The sequence below is a fragment of the Microbacterium pullorum genome, from assembly GCF_014836535.1.
Lineage (GTDB): Bacteria > Actinomycetota > Actinomycetes > Actinomycetales > Microbacteriaceae > Microbacterium > Microbacterium pullorum.
This window is the reverse complement of record NZ_JACSQP010000003.1, coordinates 16483-30097: the sequence shown is the minus strand read 5'-3', so window position 1 is coordinate 30097 and position 13615 is coordinate 16483. Positions and strand designations below refer to the sequence as shown.

16 protein-coding genes are annotated in these 13615 nt (G+C 70.6%); 14 read left to right on the top strand and 2 right to left on the bottom strand.

Annotated elements, in window-relative coordinates:
* Positions 1-155 precede the first annotated feature (155 nt).
* Positions 156-1115, top strand: coding sequence for a methylenetetrahydrofolate reductase (locus H9651_RS05020; protein WP_191718022.1), 960 nt, complete (start codon positions 156-158; stop codon positions 1113-1115).
* Positions 1112-3442, top strand: coding sequence for a 5-methyltetrahydropteroyltriglutamate--homocysteine S-methyltransferase (gene metE / locus H9651_RS05015; RefSeq protein ID WP_191718021.1), 2331 nt, complete (start codon positions 1112-1114; stop codon positions 3440-3442). The genes H9651_RS05020 and metE overlap by 4 nt, the downstream gene beginning before the upstream one ends.
* An 83-nt stretch (positions 3443-3525) precedes the next feature.
* Here the strand turns inward: metE and lexA are convergent, their stop codons facing one another.
* Entirely contained in the window at positions 3526-4224 is a 699-nt protein-coding gene (gene lexA / locus H9651_RS05010) for a transcriptional repressor LexA (RefSeq protein WP_191718020.1), read from the bottom strand.
* 253 nt (positions 4225-4477) lie between these two features.
* Between lexA and H9651_RS05005 the strand changes: the two genes are divergently transcribed.
* From H9651_RS05005 to H9651_RS04980, 6 genes are read left to right on the top strand one after another with little or no spacing between them, the layout of a single operon-like run.
* Entirely contained in the window at positions 4478-4837 is a 360-nt protein-coding gene (locus H9651_RS05005) for a LysM peptidoglycan-binding domain-containing protein (protein WP_191718019.1), read from the top strand.
* A gap of 19 nt (positions 4838-4856) precedes the next feature.
* A complete protein-coding gene (locus H9651_RS05000) occupies positions 4857-5951 on the top strand; it encodes a histidinol-phosphate transaminase (RefSeq protein WP_191718018.1) in 1095 nt (364 codons plus the stop codon).
* Positions 5948-6559, top strand: a complete 612-nt coding sequence (gene hisB, locus H9651_RS04995; RefSeq protein ID WP_191718017.1) for an imidazoleglycerol-phosphate dehydratase HisB — start codon at positions 5948-5950, stop codon at positions 6557-6559. Before H9651_RS05000 ends, hisB begins: the two co-directional genes overlap by 4 nt.
* A complete protein-coding gene (gene hisH / locus H9651_RS04990; protein WP_318244765.1) occupies positions 6556-7218 on the top strand; it encodes an imidazole glycerol phosphate synthase subunit HisH in 663 nt (220 codons plus the stop codon). The genes hisB and hisH overlap by 4 nt, the downstream gene beginning before the upstream one ends.
* Before the next feature lie 52 nt (positions 7219-7270).
* The gene (priA, locus tag H9651_RS04985; protein ID WP_191718016.1) at positions 7271-8017 is read left to right on the top strand and encodes a bifunctional 1-(5-phosphoribosyl)-5-((5-phosphoribosylamino)methylideneamino)imidazole-4-carboxamide isomerase/phosphoribosylanthranilate isomerase PriA; all 747 of its coding nucleotides are present in this window, start codon (positions 7271-7273) and stop codon (positions 8015-8017) included.
* Positions 8001-8786, top strand: coding sequence for an SseB family protein (locus tag H9651_RS04980; protein WP_191718015.1), 786 nt, complete (start codon positions 8001-8003; stop codon positions 8784-8786). Before priA ends, H9651_RS04980 begins: the two co-directional genes overlap by 17 nt.
* A 17-nt stretch (positions 8787-8803) precedes the next feature.
* Here H9651_RS04980 and H9651_RS04975 read toward each other — a convergent pair whose 3' ends face one another.
* Positions 8804-9223, bottom strand: a complete 420-nt coding sequence (locus tag H9651_RS04975) for a DUF1844 domain-containing protein (RefSeq protein WP_404802993.1) — start codon at positions 9221-9223, stop codon at positions 8804-8806.
* Positions 9224-9483: 260 nt separating this feature from the next.
* Between H9651_RS04975 and infC the strand changes: the two genes are divergently transcribed.
* The 6 genes from infC (at position 9484) to H9651_RS04945 (ending at position 13575) form a co-directional block, all read left to right on the top strand.
* Complete coding sequence (gene infC / locus H9651_RS04970) at positions 9484-10149, top strand: translation initiation factor IF-3 (protein ID WP_318244793.1); 666 nt, start codon at positions 9484-9486, stop codon at positions 10147-10149.
* A gap of 71 nt (positions 10150-10220) precedes the next feature.
* Positions 10221-10415 carry a 50S ribosomal protein L35 gene (gene rpmI, locus H9651_RS04965; RefSeq protein WP_191718014.1) on the top strand — a complete coding sequence of 65 codons (195 nt, stop codon included), beginning with the start codon at positions 10221-10223 and terminating at the stop codon, positions 10413-10415.
* 29 nt (positions 10416-10444) lie between these two features.
* The gene (gene rplT / locus H9651_RS04960) at positions 10445-10825 is read left to right on the top strand and encodes a 50S ribosomal protein L20 (protein ID WP_191718013.1); all 381 of its coding nucleotides are present in this window, start codon (positions 10445-10447) and stop codon (positions 10823-10825) included.
* A 109-nt stretch (positions 10826-10934) separates the two neighbouring features.
* Positions 10935-11735, top strand: a complete 801-nt coding sequence (locus tag H9651_RS04955) for a TrmH family RNA methyltransferase (protein ID WP_191718012.1) — start codon at positions 10935-10937, stop codon at positions 11733-11735.
* 84 nt (positions 11736-11819) lie between these two features.
* Positions 11820-12614, top strand: coding sequence for an amino acid ABC transporter ATP-binding protein (locus H9651_RS04950; RefSeq protein WP_225216418.1), 795 nt, complete (start codon positions 11820-11822; stop codon positions 12612-12614).
* Positions 12615-12672: 58 nt separating this feature from the next.
* Complete coding sequence (locus H9651_RS04945; RefSeq protein ID WP_191718011.1) at positions 12673-13575, top strand: glutamate ABC transporter substrate-binding protein; 903 nt, start codon at positions 12673-12675, stop codon at positions 13573-13575.
* Positions 13576-13615 lie beyond the last annotated feature (40 nt).

Here is a 13615-nt window from a genome sequence, read left to right as displayed (position 1 = left end):
GCGACCCCGCCTCGGGTCGTTACCTTAGGGCCATCGTCGCCGGACCCGCAGGGGTCGGGCAGGAGCGACAGCCGAGCCCGGCACCCGCCCGCGAGAAACGCACACCCGTGCGTGGTCGCGGCCGTCCGGCCGCAGCCTGCTACCTGAGGAGCGACATGAGCCCGCTGCCCGCTGCTTCCGCGCCAGCCGTGCCGTTCTCGTTCGAGCTGTACCCGCCGCGCACGCAGGCCGGGACGATCGGCCTCCATGAGACCATCCGTCGTCTCGCCGATGCCCGTCCGAGCTTCCTCTCGGTCACCTACGGCGCCGGCGGCTCCACCGGCGGTCGCTCGCTCGACGTGCTGCGTCACATCCGCCGCACGACAACCGTCGAGCCGCTGGCGCACCTCACCTGCGTCGGCAACACCTACGCCGGCGCGACGGCGCTGATCCGCGAGTTCCTCGACGCCGACATCACGAGCTTCCTGGCGCTGCGCGGTGACCCGCCGGCAGGTCACGCGGAGGGCGACCCGTTCCTCGGTGATCTCGAGAGCGCCGCGCAGCTGGTGCAGCTGATCGAGCGGGTGCAGGCGGAGCGTTCGCCCTACACCGAGGGGGAGATCCCCGGCATTCCGGCCGCCGCGCGCGTCGAGCGGCGCCGACGGGTGCAGATCGCGGTGGCGGCGTTCCCCTCCGGGCACCCGCGTTCGCGTCACGCCGGCCAGCACCTCGACGCGCTCCTGGCCAAACAGGCCGCCGGGGCGACGTTCGCCGTGACGCAGCTGTTCTTCCACCCCGACGTGTACCTCGCGTTCGTCGAGCGGGCGCGGGCCGCGGGGGTCACCATCCCGCTCCTGCCCGGCATCATGCCGATCACGTCCCCCGCGCGGCTGCGCCGCGTGCTGGAACTGACCGGCGAGGAGCTGCCCGCCGAGCTCGCGATCGCGCTGGAAGTCGAGCCGACCGCCGAGGGTCAGCGCGAGATCGGCATCGACGCCGCCGCGCGGCTCGCCCGCGACGTCGTGGCCGGTGGCGCCCCGGGAGTGCACCTGTACGCCTTCAACGACCACGAGATCGTCCTCGCCGTCCTTCGCCGGGCCGGCATCCTCACCCCACAGATGGAGAACGCATCATGACCACCGCCCCTTTCCCCGCCGGAACGATCCTCGGCTACCCCCGCATCGGACGCCGGCGCGAGCTCAAGCGCGCCGTCGAGGCCCACTGGGCCGGCAAGATCGACGAGACCGAGCTCGAGCGACAGGCCGCCGCCGTGCGGCGCGCCACCCGGGAGCGGCTGGCGGCGCTCGGACTCGGCCGCACCGACTCCGCGATCCCCGAGAGCTTCTCGTACTACGACCAGGTGCTCGACGCGGCCGTGGCGGTGGGCGCGCTGCCTGAGAGGTTCGCCGACCTGCGCGACGCCGACGGGACCATCGGGCTCCCGGCCTACTTCACCGCCGCGCGCGGCGAGGGGGAGCGCGCGCCGCTGGAGATGACCAAGTGGTTCGACACGAACTACCACTACCTCGTTCCCGAGATCGGACCGGAGACGACCTTCGCGCTGTCGACCGACCGGTTCGCCCGCCAGGTCGCCGAGGCCCGCGCCGACGGCGTGACGGTGCGTCCCGTGATCGTGGGGCCGGTGACCCTGCTGGCGCTGGCGAAGCCCACGGATGCCGCCCCCGAGGGATTCGATCCGCTCACCCGCCTCGACGACCTGCTGCCGGTGTACGTCGAGCTGCTCGCGTCGCTGCGCGCGGCCGGAGCGCAGTGGGTGCAGCTGGACGAGCCCGCTCTCGTGAGCGAAAGCCTGCCGGCGTCGCCCGCCGCACTCGCCGCCGCCGCGGCGACCGCCTACCGGGTGCTCGGGGACGAAGCCGACCGCCCGGCGATCGTCGTGGCCGCCGGCTACGCGCAGCTGTCCGCCGAGGCGTGGACGGCGCTCGCCGCGTCCCCCGTCGAGGCCATCGCGATCGACCTGCACCGCGGCGCGCAGCCGCCCGCCGTCGACGGGCTCGCCGCGAAGACGCTCGTGGGCGGCGTGATCGACGGCCGCAACATCTGGCGTGGCGACCTGGATGCCGCGTGGGGACGCCTGGACGCCCTCCGCACGCTCGGCGCGGCTGCCGTCGCCGCCGGCACCTCCACGTCGCTGCAGCACGTGCCGCACGACGTCGACGACGAACCGCACCTCGACCCGCACCTGGCGTCGTGGCTGGCGTTCGCCGATGAGAAGGTCGGCCAGGTCGTGACCCTCGCGACCGGACTCGACGGCGGCCGCGACGCCATCGGCGTCGAGCTCGACGCGGCATCGGCCGCCCTCGCCGACCGCCGCTCGGCCCCGGGCGTGCGCGACGGCGCGGTGCGCGCGCGGGCGGCCGCGTTGACGCCGGCGGACTACCGACGCGGATCCGCCGACGAGCGCGAGGCCGTGCAGCGGGAGACCCTCGGCCTGCCCGTGCTCCCCACCACGACGATCGGCTCGTTCCCGCAGACCGGTGACATCCGCCGCGCCCGCGCGCGGCACGCGAGCGGAGAGGGGACCGCAGCAGAGTACGAAGAGTTCCTCCGCGACGAGATCCGCCGCGTCGTGCGGCTGCAGGAGGATCTCGACCTCGACGTGCTCGTGCACGGTGAGGCGGAGCGCAACGACATGGTGCAGTACTTCGCCGAGCACCTCGACGGCTTCGCGGTGACCGTGAACGGCTGGGTGCAGTCCTACGGGTCCCGCGCGACCAGGCCGTCGATCCTCTGGGGCGACGTGTCGCGGCCCGCGCCCATCACGGTCGGCTGGTCGACCTTCGCGCAGAGCCTCACCGGCAAGCACGTCAAGGGCATGCTGACCGGGCCGGTGACGATCCTGGCGTGGTCGTTCGTGCGCGACGACCAGCCGCTGGGTGAGACGGCCGACCAGGTCGCGCTGGCGCTGCGCGACGAGATCGCCGACCTCGAAGCCGCTGGCATCCGCATCGTGCAGGTCGACGAGCCGGCGCTGCGGGAGCTGCTGCCGCTCACGCAGGCCCAGCAGCCGGCGTACCTCGACTGGTCGGTGGGCTCGTTCCGCCTCGCGACCGCCGCCGCGGCGCCCGGCACGCAGGTGCACACGCACCTGTGCTACTCCGAGTTCGCCGTCGTCATCGACGCGATCGCGGCGCTCGACGCCGACGTCACCTCGATCGAAGCGGCGCGCAGCCGCGGCGAGGTGATCGCCGACATCCGCACGTCGGGGTTCTCCCGCGGGATCGGGCCGGGCGTCTACGACATCCACTCGCCGCGGGTGCCGTCGGTCGACGAGATCGCCGGGCTGCTGCAGCGTGCCGTCGACGAACTGCCGCTCGGCCAGGTCTGGGTCAACCCCGACTGCGGGCTGAAGACCCGCGGGTACGACGAGACGGTCGCGTCGCTGCGCAACCTCGTCGCGGCCACCCGCGCCATCCGCGAGCAGCTGGCCGTGCAGGTCTGACGCGCCCGACGCGCCTCACGCGATGACGAGAGGGGATGCCGCAGGTCGCGGCATCCCCTCTTCGCGTGTCGTCGCTCCGGTGCCTATACGGCGCGCAGCACCGCCACGATCTTGCCGAGCACGACGGCCTCGTCGCCCAGGATCGGTTCGAACGCGCTGTTGCGCGGCAGCAGCCAGGTGTGGCCGTCGCGCTGGCGGAAGGTCTTCACGGTGGCCTCGCCGTCGAGCATGGCAGCGACGATGTCGCCGTTGTCGGCGGTGGCCTGGGAGCGCACCACGACCCAGTCGCCGTCGCAGATGGCGGCGTCGATCATCGATTCGCCGCTGACCTTGAGCATGAACAGGTCGCCCTTGCCCACGAGCTGGCGCGGCAGCGGGAAGATCTCCTCCACATGCTGGTCGGCCGTGATCGGAACGCCCGCGGCGATGCGTCCCACCAGCGGCACGAGGGCGGCGTCGCCCAGCGACGGCGCCGCGTCGGCCGGGTTCTCGGCGGCGGTGCCGGGGAGGTCGATGAGCACCTCCATGGCGCGCGTCTTGCCGGCGTCGCGGCGCAGGTAGCCGCTGAGCTCGAGCTGGTTGAGCTGATGCGTCACGCTCGACAGTGACTTCAGCCCCACCGCGTCGCCGATCTCGCGCATGCTCGGCGGATAGCCGTGACGGGCGATGGAGCGCTGGATCACCTCGAGGATGGCGAGCTGCTTGTCGCTCAGGCTCTTGCGGCGGCGCGTCTGGGGCCGGTCGTGCGCGCGGTCGCGCCCGCCCGGTGTCGCGTCGGTCATCTCGCCTCTCCCGTCTCGCCGCGTGGGGCAGCGGTCTTCGAATGTCGGAGGTCCGTGGTGGGGTGCTCCTGTCGAAACCGTATCCGGTGACGGATGCCGCGGGGGCGAAGGGCACGCGTGTCGCGTGCGATCGATCTGCGATTCGGGTTCGTGCTTGACAGTCTAAAACATCGAAGATAACTTCGGAAGAGAACTTCGCATCCGGCTCTCCCGGCCGAGAGTCGGATGCGAAGATCACCACCAAGGAGGAGCCATGACCACCATCCAGTTCGCAGGACCGGCGCCGGACGCCACGCGGCTGCGGCTCACCTCCCGTGGCCGTCGCGTGCTCGCGGGTGCCGCTGCTTTCCCCGTGGCCGTCGCCCTCGGGTTCGGCATCGTCAGCGGCGGCGGCGCGCTCGCGACCGTCGACGACTCCGCCCCCGCCGGCACGTTCGAGACCGTCACGGTCGGTGCCGGCGAGTCGCTCTGGGGCATCGCACAAGAGGTCGCACCGCAGGCGGACCCGCGCGATGTGGTCGACGCGATCACGACCCTCAACGCCCTCGAGTCGTCGGCCGTCGCCGCCGGACAGCGCCTGTCGATCCCGCTGGAGTACACCGCCGGCCGGTGAGGTCCCCACGCGCCCTACCATGGGAGGGGTGATCGTGAGTCTCGCCGACCTGCCCCTCCGCGCCGACCTGCGCGGCCAGACCCCCTATGGCGCACCGCAAGCCGCGTTGCCGGTCGCCCTCAACGTCAACGAGAACACCCATCCCGTCCCCGACGAGGTCGCCGGCGACATTCTGGACTCGGTCGCCCGGGCACTGCGTGACATCAACCGCTACCCCGACCGCGAGTTCACCGCGTTGCGCGAAGGCTTCGCCGACTATCTCGGTCACGGGCTGACCGCCGACCAGATCTGGGCGGCCAACGGCTCCAACGAGGTGCTGCAGCACGTGCTGCAGGCTTTCGCGGGCCCGGGGCGCACGGCTTTCGGGTTCGCCCCGACCTACTCGATGTATCCGCTGCTGACGCGTGGCACCGGCGCGACCTGGGTCGCCGGGCACCGCGCCCACGACTTCACGCTGACCCCCGCCGACGCGGCGGCGCAGGTCGAAGAAGCCGGTCCCGACGTGATCTTCCTCTGCGCGCCGAACAACCCCACCGGCACCCCGCTGACACTCGACGTCATCGAGGCGGTCTACGACGCCAGCCACGGCATCGTGATCGTCGACGAGGCCTACGCCGAGTTCGCGCCGCGCGACGCCGGCACCGCACTGTCGCTGCTGCCGGGCCGCGAGCGGCTCGTGGTCTCGCGCACGATGAGCAAGGCCTTCGCCTTCGCCGGCGCCCGCGTCGGCTACCTCGCCGCCGACCCCGCTGTGATCGACGCTCTGCGGCTCGTCCGTCTGCCCTACCACCTGAGCGCGCTCACGCAGGCGGCCGCCACCGCGGCGCTCCGGCACGCGCCGGTGATGCTCGGCATGGTCGACGAGATCGTGGCCCAGCGCGACCGCATCTCCGCCACGCTCGACGCCCTCGCCTACCACCCGCACGAGTCGTGGACGAACTTCGTGCTGTTCGGCGGCGTCGAGGACCCGCCCGCCACGTGGCAGGCGCTGTACGATCGCGGCATCCTGATCCGCGACGTCGGCATCCCCGGTCATCTGCGGGTCACCGCCGGCACTGAGGCCGAGACCACCGCGTTCCTCGATGCGCTGGCCTCGATAGACTCAGCCTCATGACCCGTCCCGACGCGCGCACCGCCTCCGTGCGCCGCGCGACCAGCGAATCCACCGTCGAACTCGACCTCGACCTCGACGGCACCGGCCGCAGCCACATCGACACGAGTGTGCCGTTCTTCGACCACATGCTCACCGCCTTCGCGAAGCACTCGCTGACCGACCTGACGGTGCGCGCCTCCGGAGACACCGACATCGACGCCCACCACACCGTCGAGGACGTGTCGATCGTCCTCGGCCAGGCGATCCGCGAGGCGCTCGGCGACAAGAGCGGCATCTCCCGCTACGGCGACGCCCTCGTGCCGCTGGATGAGGCGCTGGCCCAGGCCGTCGTCGACATCAGCGGCCGGCCCTACCTCGTGCACGCCGGCGAGCCCGCCGGCTTCGAGCACCACCTCATCGGCGGCCACTTCACCGGTTCGCTCGTGCGTCACACCTTCGAGGCGATCGCGTTCAACGCGGGCCTCACCGTGCATGTGAACGTGCTCGCCGGCCGCGACCCGCACCACATCGCCGAAGCCGAGTACAAGGCGTTCGCGCGCGCGTTCCGTCAGGCCAAGTCGCTGGACCCGCTCGTCCAGGGCATCCCCAGCACCAAGGGCGCTCTGTGACGGTGGACACCACCGATCGGCCCCTCGTCGCAGTTCTGGACTACGGCTCAGGCAACGTCCACTCCGCCGTCAAGGCGCTGGTCGCGGCCGGTGCCGATGCGCGCCTCACCGCCGACCGCGGCCTCGTCCGCGAAGCCGACGGCCTGGTGGTGCCGGGCGTGGGAGCGTTCCGTGCCGTGATGGATGCCCTGCGCGCCAGCCGAGCCGACGAGTTGATCGACCGCCGCCTGGCCGGTGGACGACCCGTGCTCGGGATCTGTGTCGGCATGCAGGTGCTGTTCGAGCACGGCGTCGAACGCGGCGTCGACACCGAAGGCCTCGGCGAGTGGCCGGGCGCCGTCACCGAACTCGACGCCCCCGTGCTGCCGCACATGGGCTGGAACACGGTGGAGCCGGGGGAGGGGTCGGTGCTGTTCCGCGGCATCGAGCAGGAACGCTTCTACTTCGTGCACTCGTACGCCGCTCGATCCTGGACGCTGGATGTCATGCCGCCCTTCCCGACGCCCGCACTCACATGGAGCCGGCACGGTGGGCCGTTCCTGGCCGCCGTCGAGAACGGGCCGCTGTCGGCGACCCAGTTCCACCCCGAGAAATCGGGCGAAGCCGGCATCCGTCTGCTGTCCAATTGGCTCGGCGCGCTGCGCCCGACTACGCTCTGACACCGTGCCGTCGCGGCTCTCGCCGCGCCACCGAGCCCCGACAGCTGGAGCCATGAACGATTTCGCTTCCACCCCCGAGTTGATCCTGCTGCCCGCGATCGACGTCGCCGGCGGCAAGGCCGTGCGCCTCACGCAGGGCGAGGCCGGCTCTGAGACGAGCTACGGCGACCCCATCGAGGCCGCGCAGCTGTGGGCCCGCCAGGGCGCCCAGTGGATCCATCTGGTCGACCTCGACGCCGCCTTCGGGCGCGGCAACAACACCGCCGTGCTGCGCAAGGTGATCAAGCACGTCAAGGGCGTGCAGGTGGAGCTGTCCGGCGGTATCCGCGACGATCGCTCGCTGGAGGCCGCGCTGGAAAGCGGCGCCACGCGCATCAACCTCGGCACCGCGGCACTGGAGAACCCCGAGTGGGCCGCCGACGTCATCGCCCGCTACGGCGACGCGATCGCCGTGGGCCTCGACGTGCGCGGGACCACCCTCGCCGCCCGCGGCTGGACCCGCGAGGGCGGGGACCTCTGGGAGGTGCTCGACCGGCTCGAGCAGGCCGGCTGCGGCCGCTACGTGGTCACCGACGTCACCAAGGACGGCACGCTGCGCGGCCCGAACCTGGAGCTCCTGCGTGAAGTGACCTCTCGCACGACCAAGCCCGTCGTCGCCTCGGGTGGCATCTCGAGCCTCGACGACATCGCGGCGCTGCGCGAGCTCGTACCGCTGGGTGTGGAGGGCGCCATCGTCGGCAAGGCTCTCTACGCGCAGGCTTTCACCCTCGCCGAGGCACTGGATGTCGCCGGATCCTGAGCACGGCTGCGCGAACACCGGTGACTCCGCCGGCGTCGCGTGGGAGGGACGCAGCTTCCAGTCCAATCCGCACGCGGGTGACGACGGCTCTGCCGACCCTGCGCTGCTTGCCGCGCTCACGGCGTTCCGTGCCGGCGAGGGCGACCAGATCGCCGTCGTCGAGGCGTACCGCACCGCACGCCTGCTGATCCCGCTCGTCGCCGAGAAGGGCGACGAGGGGGTGGGGCCCACCGGGCTCGTCGTGGACAAGACCCAGGAGCTGTCGATCGTGACGGTGGCCGCACCCGACGGGCGGCGCGTGCTGCCGGTGTTCACCTCGGTCGCGGCGATGCAGCGGTGGGATGCCACAGCGCGCCCCGTACCCGCCGACGGGGTGCGCACGGCGCTGGCGGCGGCGAACGACGACACCGATCTCATCGTGATCGATCCGACGTCCGAGACCGAGTTCGTGCTGCGCCGTCCCGCCGTCTGGGCGATCGGCCAGGGGCACGCGTGGGAGCCGAGCTTCTCGTCGCCCGAGGTCTACCGGGGGCTGCAGGAGAGCATCGGGGGAGAGTTGGCCGTGCTCGACCTGTCGATGGCGCCCGGTGACCCCGACGCGCGGCTGCGGGGTCCCGAGCTGCTGGTGCGCCTGCAACTGGTCGCCGGCCTCGAGCAGGCGGAGCTCGATGCCGTGCTGCAGCGTCTCGCCGCCCGTTGGGCCGCCGACGACCGCATCGCCGTACTGGTGGACTCCCTCACCGTGAAGCTCACCCGCCCCGCCGAGTGAGCGGGTGAGCACAGGGGTCAGGTGACGGGGCCGGTCAGCTTCTCGCCGGGGCCCTTGCCGATCTGGTCGGGGATCACCGATGCTTCGCGGAAGGCCAGCTGCAACGACCGCAGCCCGTCGCGCAGCGACCGGGCGTGCATGTCGCTGATCTCGGGGGCGCCGGCGGTGATGAGCCCCGCCAGCGCGTTGATGAGCTTGCGTGCCTCGTCGAGATCCTGCTGAGTCTCGGGGTCGTCGGCGAGGCCGACCTTCACCGCCGCGGCGCTCATGAGGTGCACCGCCGCCGTGGTGATGACCTCGACCGCGGGCACGTCGGCGATGTCGCGGGTGGCGGAACTCGCGGCGCGATCCTGCTCCTCCCAGCGGGCCTCGGTCGCGGCATCCGGGCCTGCCCCGGCCGTCGCCTGATGGTCGTGACCGTCGGGAATCGTGTTCACATCGCACCTTCTGCTAGACTTTCGCGGGCACCGGGGGTTTCTCCCCCGGATCGAAAGAGGATCACATCCCACCCGCGCTTGCCGTTCCAGGCTACCGGGTCCACGCACTCCGCTCCGTCTCGTACGGAGTAGCCAGGGTGCAGAAGCCGGCGCTGGTGCGCCGTGTGGGTGGAACGTGCGAATCTTTCGCCCGCGAGGGACCGCGTGAGAGCGGATCGTCGCGGAGGCCGAACCTATTCGCTACGTAAGAGGAGTCCCGCATCAGCGATCCCCGCACCAATGACCGCATCCGCGTCCCCGAGGTCCGCCTCGTCGGACCCGCGGGTGAGCAGGTCGGCGTCGTCCGCATCGAGGTGGCGCTGCGCCTGGCCCAGGAGGCCGAACTCGACCTGGTCGAGGTGGCCCCGAACTCGAAGCCGCCCGTGGTCAAGATCATGGATTACGGCAAGTTCAAGTACGAGGCGGCGCAGAAGGCCAAGGAAGCGCGGCGCAATCAGGCGAACACGGTCCTCAAGGAGGTCCGCTTCCGTCTGAAGATCGAGGCACACGACTACATCACCAAGCTCAAGCGCGCCGAGGGGTTCCTGCAGGCGGGCGACAAGGTCAAGGCCATGATCCTGTTCCGAGGCCGCGAGCAGTCGCGTCCTGAGCAGGGCGTGCGTCTGCTGCGCAAGTTCGCAGAGGACGTGGCGGAATACGGTGTCGTCGAATCCAGCCCCACGATCGACGGTCGCAACATGGTGATGGTCGTCGCCCCCCACAAGAACAAGTCCGAAGTCAAGACGGAGCAGAACGCTCAGCGTGCTGCCAACAAGGAAGCCGCGCGCCAGTCGCGCACCGGCGGTCCCGACGTCGACCAGGACCAGCACGACGAGCAGCCGGCGGCCAAGGCCGACGAGCAGCCCGCCGCGCAACCGGCCGAATAGGCCCCCACAGTCTCCCGCACCGCGGGATCCGAACTCCCGCCTGCGCGGGACGTGAAACGAAGGAAGAAGAGATGCCGAAGCAGAAGACCCACTCGGGTGCCAAGAAGCGCTTCAAGGTCACCGGAAGCGGCAAGCTCATGAAGCAGCAGGCCAACATGCGCCACAACCTTGAAGGCAAGTCCAGCCGCCGCACCCGTCGCCTCAACCAGGAGCAGGTCCTCGCTCCCGGTGACGCGAAGGTCGCCAAGAAGCTGCTCGGTCTCTGAGCGCCCCGCACGTTAGAAGGTAGAAGAAAATGGCTAGAGTCAAGCGGGCTGTCAACGCCCACAAGAAGCGTCGCGTCATCCTCGAGCGCGCCTCCGGTTACCGCGGACAGCGTTCGCGTCTGTACCGCAAGGCGAAGGAGCAGGTCACCCACTCGCTCGTCTACGCGTACCGTGACCGTCGCAAGCGCAAGGGCGACTTCCGCCGCCTGTGGATCCAGCGCATCAACGCCGCTGCCCGCCAGAACGGCATGACGTACAACCGCTTCATCCAGGGTCTGGGACTGGCGGGCGTGCAGGTCGACCGTCGCATGCTCGCCGAGCTGGCCGTGCACGAGCCGGCCACGTTCGCCGCGCTGGTGCAGACGGCCAAGGCCGCGCTGCCCACCGACGTCAACGCTCCCAAGGCCTGACTCGACGCAGACGTCGCGCTTCGGCGCTGATCGCACAAGGGGCGCCCTCTTCGGAGGGCGCCCCTTGTGCGTACTGAGAACCCGGGAGCCCGCGCCCTAGGATGGGAACGTGCTCGAGAATCCGCGTTCGCCTCGTGTGCGTGCCGTCGCCAAACTGACCAAGCGCAGCGCCCGGCAGGAAACGGGCCTGTTCCTCCTCGAGGGACCGCAGGCCGCACGCGAAGCGCTCGCACACCGGCCCGACACGGTCGTCGAACTGTTCGCGACTCCGAGTGCGATGGAGCGCCACGGCGACGTGCGCGAGGCGGCGGCCGATGCCGGCATCGAGATCGTCCTCACGACAGAAGCCGTCCTCGATGCCATGGCCGACACCGTCACCCCGCAGGGGATCGTCGCCGTCGCCCGTCAGTCGCCCAGTTCGGTGCGCGAGATCTTCTCCGGCGACCCGAAGCTCATCGCGATCTGCGAAGAGGTGCGCGACCCGGGCAACCTCGGCACCATCATCCGTGCGGCGGATGCCGCGGGCGCCGATGCCGTGATCCTCACCGGCCGCACGGTCGACCCCTACAACCCCAAGGTGGTCCGCGCGACGACAGGGTCGCTGTTCCATGTGGCCGTCGCCGTCGGCGCCGACCTCGAGACGACCGCCGCCCGCGCCCGCGGCGCCGGCATGCAGGTCGTGGCCGCCGACGTCGGGGGAGAGGACTTCCTCGCCCGACGGGGCCTGTTGTCCGAGCCCACGGCGTGGCTGTTCGGCAACGAGGCGCGGGGACTCGACGAGCAGGCGCTCGCCCACGCGGATGTCTCCCTGCGGCTGCCGATCTACGGTCGCGCCGAGTCGCTCAACCTCGCGACCGCCGCGAGCGTGTGCCTGTACGAGAGCGCTTTCGCGCAACGCGCCGACCGCTGAGCGTACGCGTCGGTTTTGTTTCAGAACGGTAAAGGTACCGTCAACCGTCCACTCGCGCCTCGGTGGATGAATAAGGTGTCACACATGGCGTTTTCAGACTCGCAGGCTGCTCCGCGCACGTCGAACATCGATGTCCAGCGTGGGCAACCGCTCGTCGTCGTCTCCGACGTGCAGAAGCACTACGGCGACTTCCAGGCGCTGACCGACATCAACTTGACGGTCAACCGCGGTGAGGTCGTGGTGGTCATCGGGCCGTCCGGCTCCGGCAAGTCGACGCTGTGCCGCACGATCAATCGGCTCGAGACGATCACGAGCGGCACGATCACGATCGACGGCAAGGAACTGCCCAAGGAAGGCAAGGCCCTGGCCGCGCTGCGCGCCGACGTGGGCATGGTGTTCCAGTCGTTCAACCTGTTCTCGCACCTGACGATCCTCGACAACGTCACGCTCGGCCCCATCAAGGTCAAGGGCATGAAGAAGGCGGATGCCGAGCGCGAGGCGCGGGCGCTTCTGGAGCGGGTGGGTGTGGCGCAGCAGGCCGACAAGCTCCCGGCTCAACTGTCCGGCGGCCAGCAGCAGCGCGTCGCCATCGCCCGCGCCCTGGCGATGAAGCCCAAGGTGATGCTCTTCGATGAGCCGACCAGCGCGCTGGATCCCGAGATGATCAACGAGGTGCTCGACGTCATGGTCGGCCTCGCCCAGGACGGCATGACGATGATCGTCGTCACCCACGAGATGGGTTTCGCCCGCAAGGCCGGCGACCGCGTGGTCTTCATGGCCGACGGCCTGATCGTCGAAGAGGACACCCCCGAGCAGTTCTTCACCGCCCCCAAGAGCGAGCGCGCCAAGGACTTCCTCTCCAAGCTGATCACGCACTGAGACGTCCGCGCCCCTGCACCGGCGCGGCCCCGAGAGCCATCGACACCAGGAGGATCCCATGCGCAAGACCCGTATGGCCGGCGCGTTCGCCGGCATCGCCATCGCCGCCCTCGCCCTGAGCGGCTGCAACAGCGGCACGCCGGACAACCCGGGCGGCGACACCACCGAGGGCACCGAGGGCGACGCGGCCCTCTGGGAGGTCGCCAGCGACGTCTCGTTGGAGGACAGCCCCACCTACGAGCGCATGGTCGAGCGCGACGGCGTGATCGTCGGCGTGAAGAACGACCAGCCGGGTCTGGGCTACCAGGACGCCGCCACCGACGAGCGCACCGGTTTCGACATCGACATCGCCCGGTGGATCGCGGCATCCCTCGGCTTCGACGAGGACCAGATCGAGTACGTCACCATACCCTCCGCCAACCGCGAGCAGGCGATCGTGAACGGCGACATCGACTACTACGTCGGCACCTACTCGATCACCGACAAGCGCAAGGAGCAGATCGACTTCGCCGGTCCCTACTTCATCACCGGGCAGGGCCTGCTCGTCGCCTTCGACAACGAGGACATCACCGGACCCGACGACCTCGCCGGCAAGATCGTCTGCTCGGTGACCGGCTCCACCCCGCTGCAGCGCATCCGCGACGAGTACAGCCCCGGCGACACCGTCGAGTACGACACGTACTCGCAGTGCATCGAGCAGCTGCTGTCGGGCTCGGTCGACGCCATCACCACCGATGAGGCGATCCTCGCCGGGTACGTGGCGCAGCAGCCCGACGAGCTGAAGATCGCCGGCGAGCCCTTCAGCGAGGAGCGCTACGGCGTGGGCCTGGAAAAGGGCGACACCGCACTGCTGGATCACATCAACGCCCTCTTCACCGATGGCGGCGAGGTGTGGACCGCGCTGTTCGAGGAGCACCTTGCTCCCGCCGGCATCGCCGGCGAGCAGCCCGCCGTCGACTGACCCAGGTGGTGGGGGGGGGGGGGGGGGGGGGGGGGCGCGG

Coding starts and splice junctions, on each gene's coding strand:
- H9651_RS05020 (WP_191718022.1), top strand. CDS start 156: ATGAGCCCGCTGCCCGCTGCTTCCGCGCCAGCCGTGCCGTTCTCGTTC.
- metE (WP_191718021.1), top strand. CDS start 1,112: ATGACCACCGCCCCTTTCCCCGCCGGAACGATCCTCGGCTACCCCCGC.
- lexA (WP_191718020.1), bottom strand. CDS start 4,224: ATGACCGACGCGACACCGGGCGGGCGCGACCGCGCGCACGACCGGCCC.
- H9651_RS05005 (WP_191718019.1), top strand. CDS start 4,478: ATGACCACCATCCAGTTCGCAGGACCGGCGCCGGACGCCACGCGGCTG.
- H9651_RS05000 (WP_191718018.1), top strand. CDS start 4,857: ATGGGAGGGGTGATCGTGAGTCTCGCCGACCTGCCCCTCCGCGCCGAC.
- hisB (WP_191718017.1), top strand. CDS start 5,948: ATGACCCGTCCCGACGCGCGCACCGCCTCCGTGCGCCGCGCGACCAGC.
- priA (WP_191718016.1), top strand. CDS start 7,271: ATGAACGATTTCGCTTCCACCCCCGAGTTGATCCTGCTGCCCGCGATC.
- H9651_RS04980 (WP_191718015.1), top strand. CDS start 8,001: ATGTCGCCGGATCCTGAGCACGGCTGCGCGAACACCGGTGACTCCGCC.
- rpmI (WP_191718014.1), top strand. CDS start 10,221: ATGCCGAAGCAGAAGACCCACTCGGGTGCCAAGAAGCGCTTCAAGGTC.
- rplT (WP_191718013.1), top strand. CDS start 10,445: ATGGCTAGAGTCAAGCGGGCTGTCAACGCCCACAAGAAGCGTCGCGTC.
- H9651_RS04950 (WP_225216418.1), top strand. CDS start 11,820: ATGGCGTTTTCAGACTCGCAGGCTGCTCCGCGCACGTCGAACATCGAT.
- H9651_RS04945 (WP_191718011.1), top strand. CDS start 12,673: ATGCGCAAGACCCGTATGGCCGGCGCGTTCGCCGGCATCGCCATCGCC.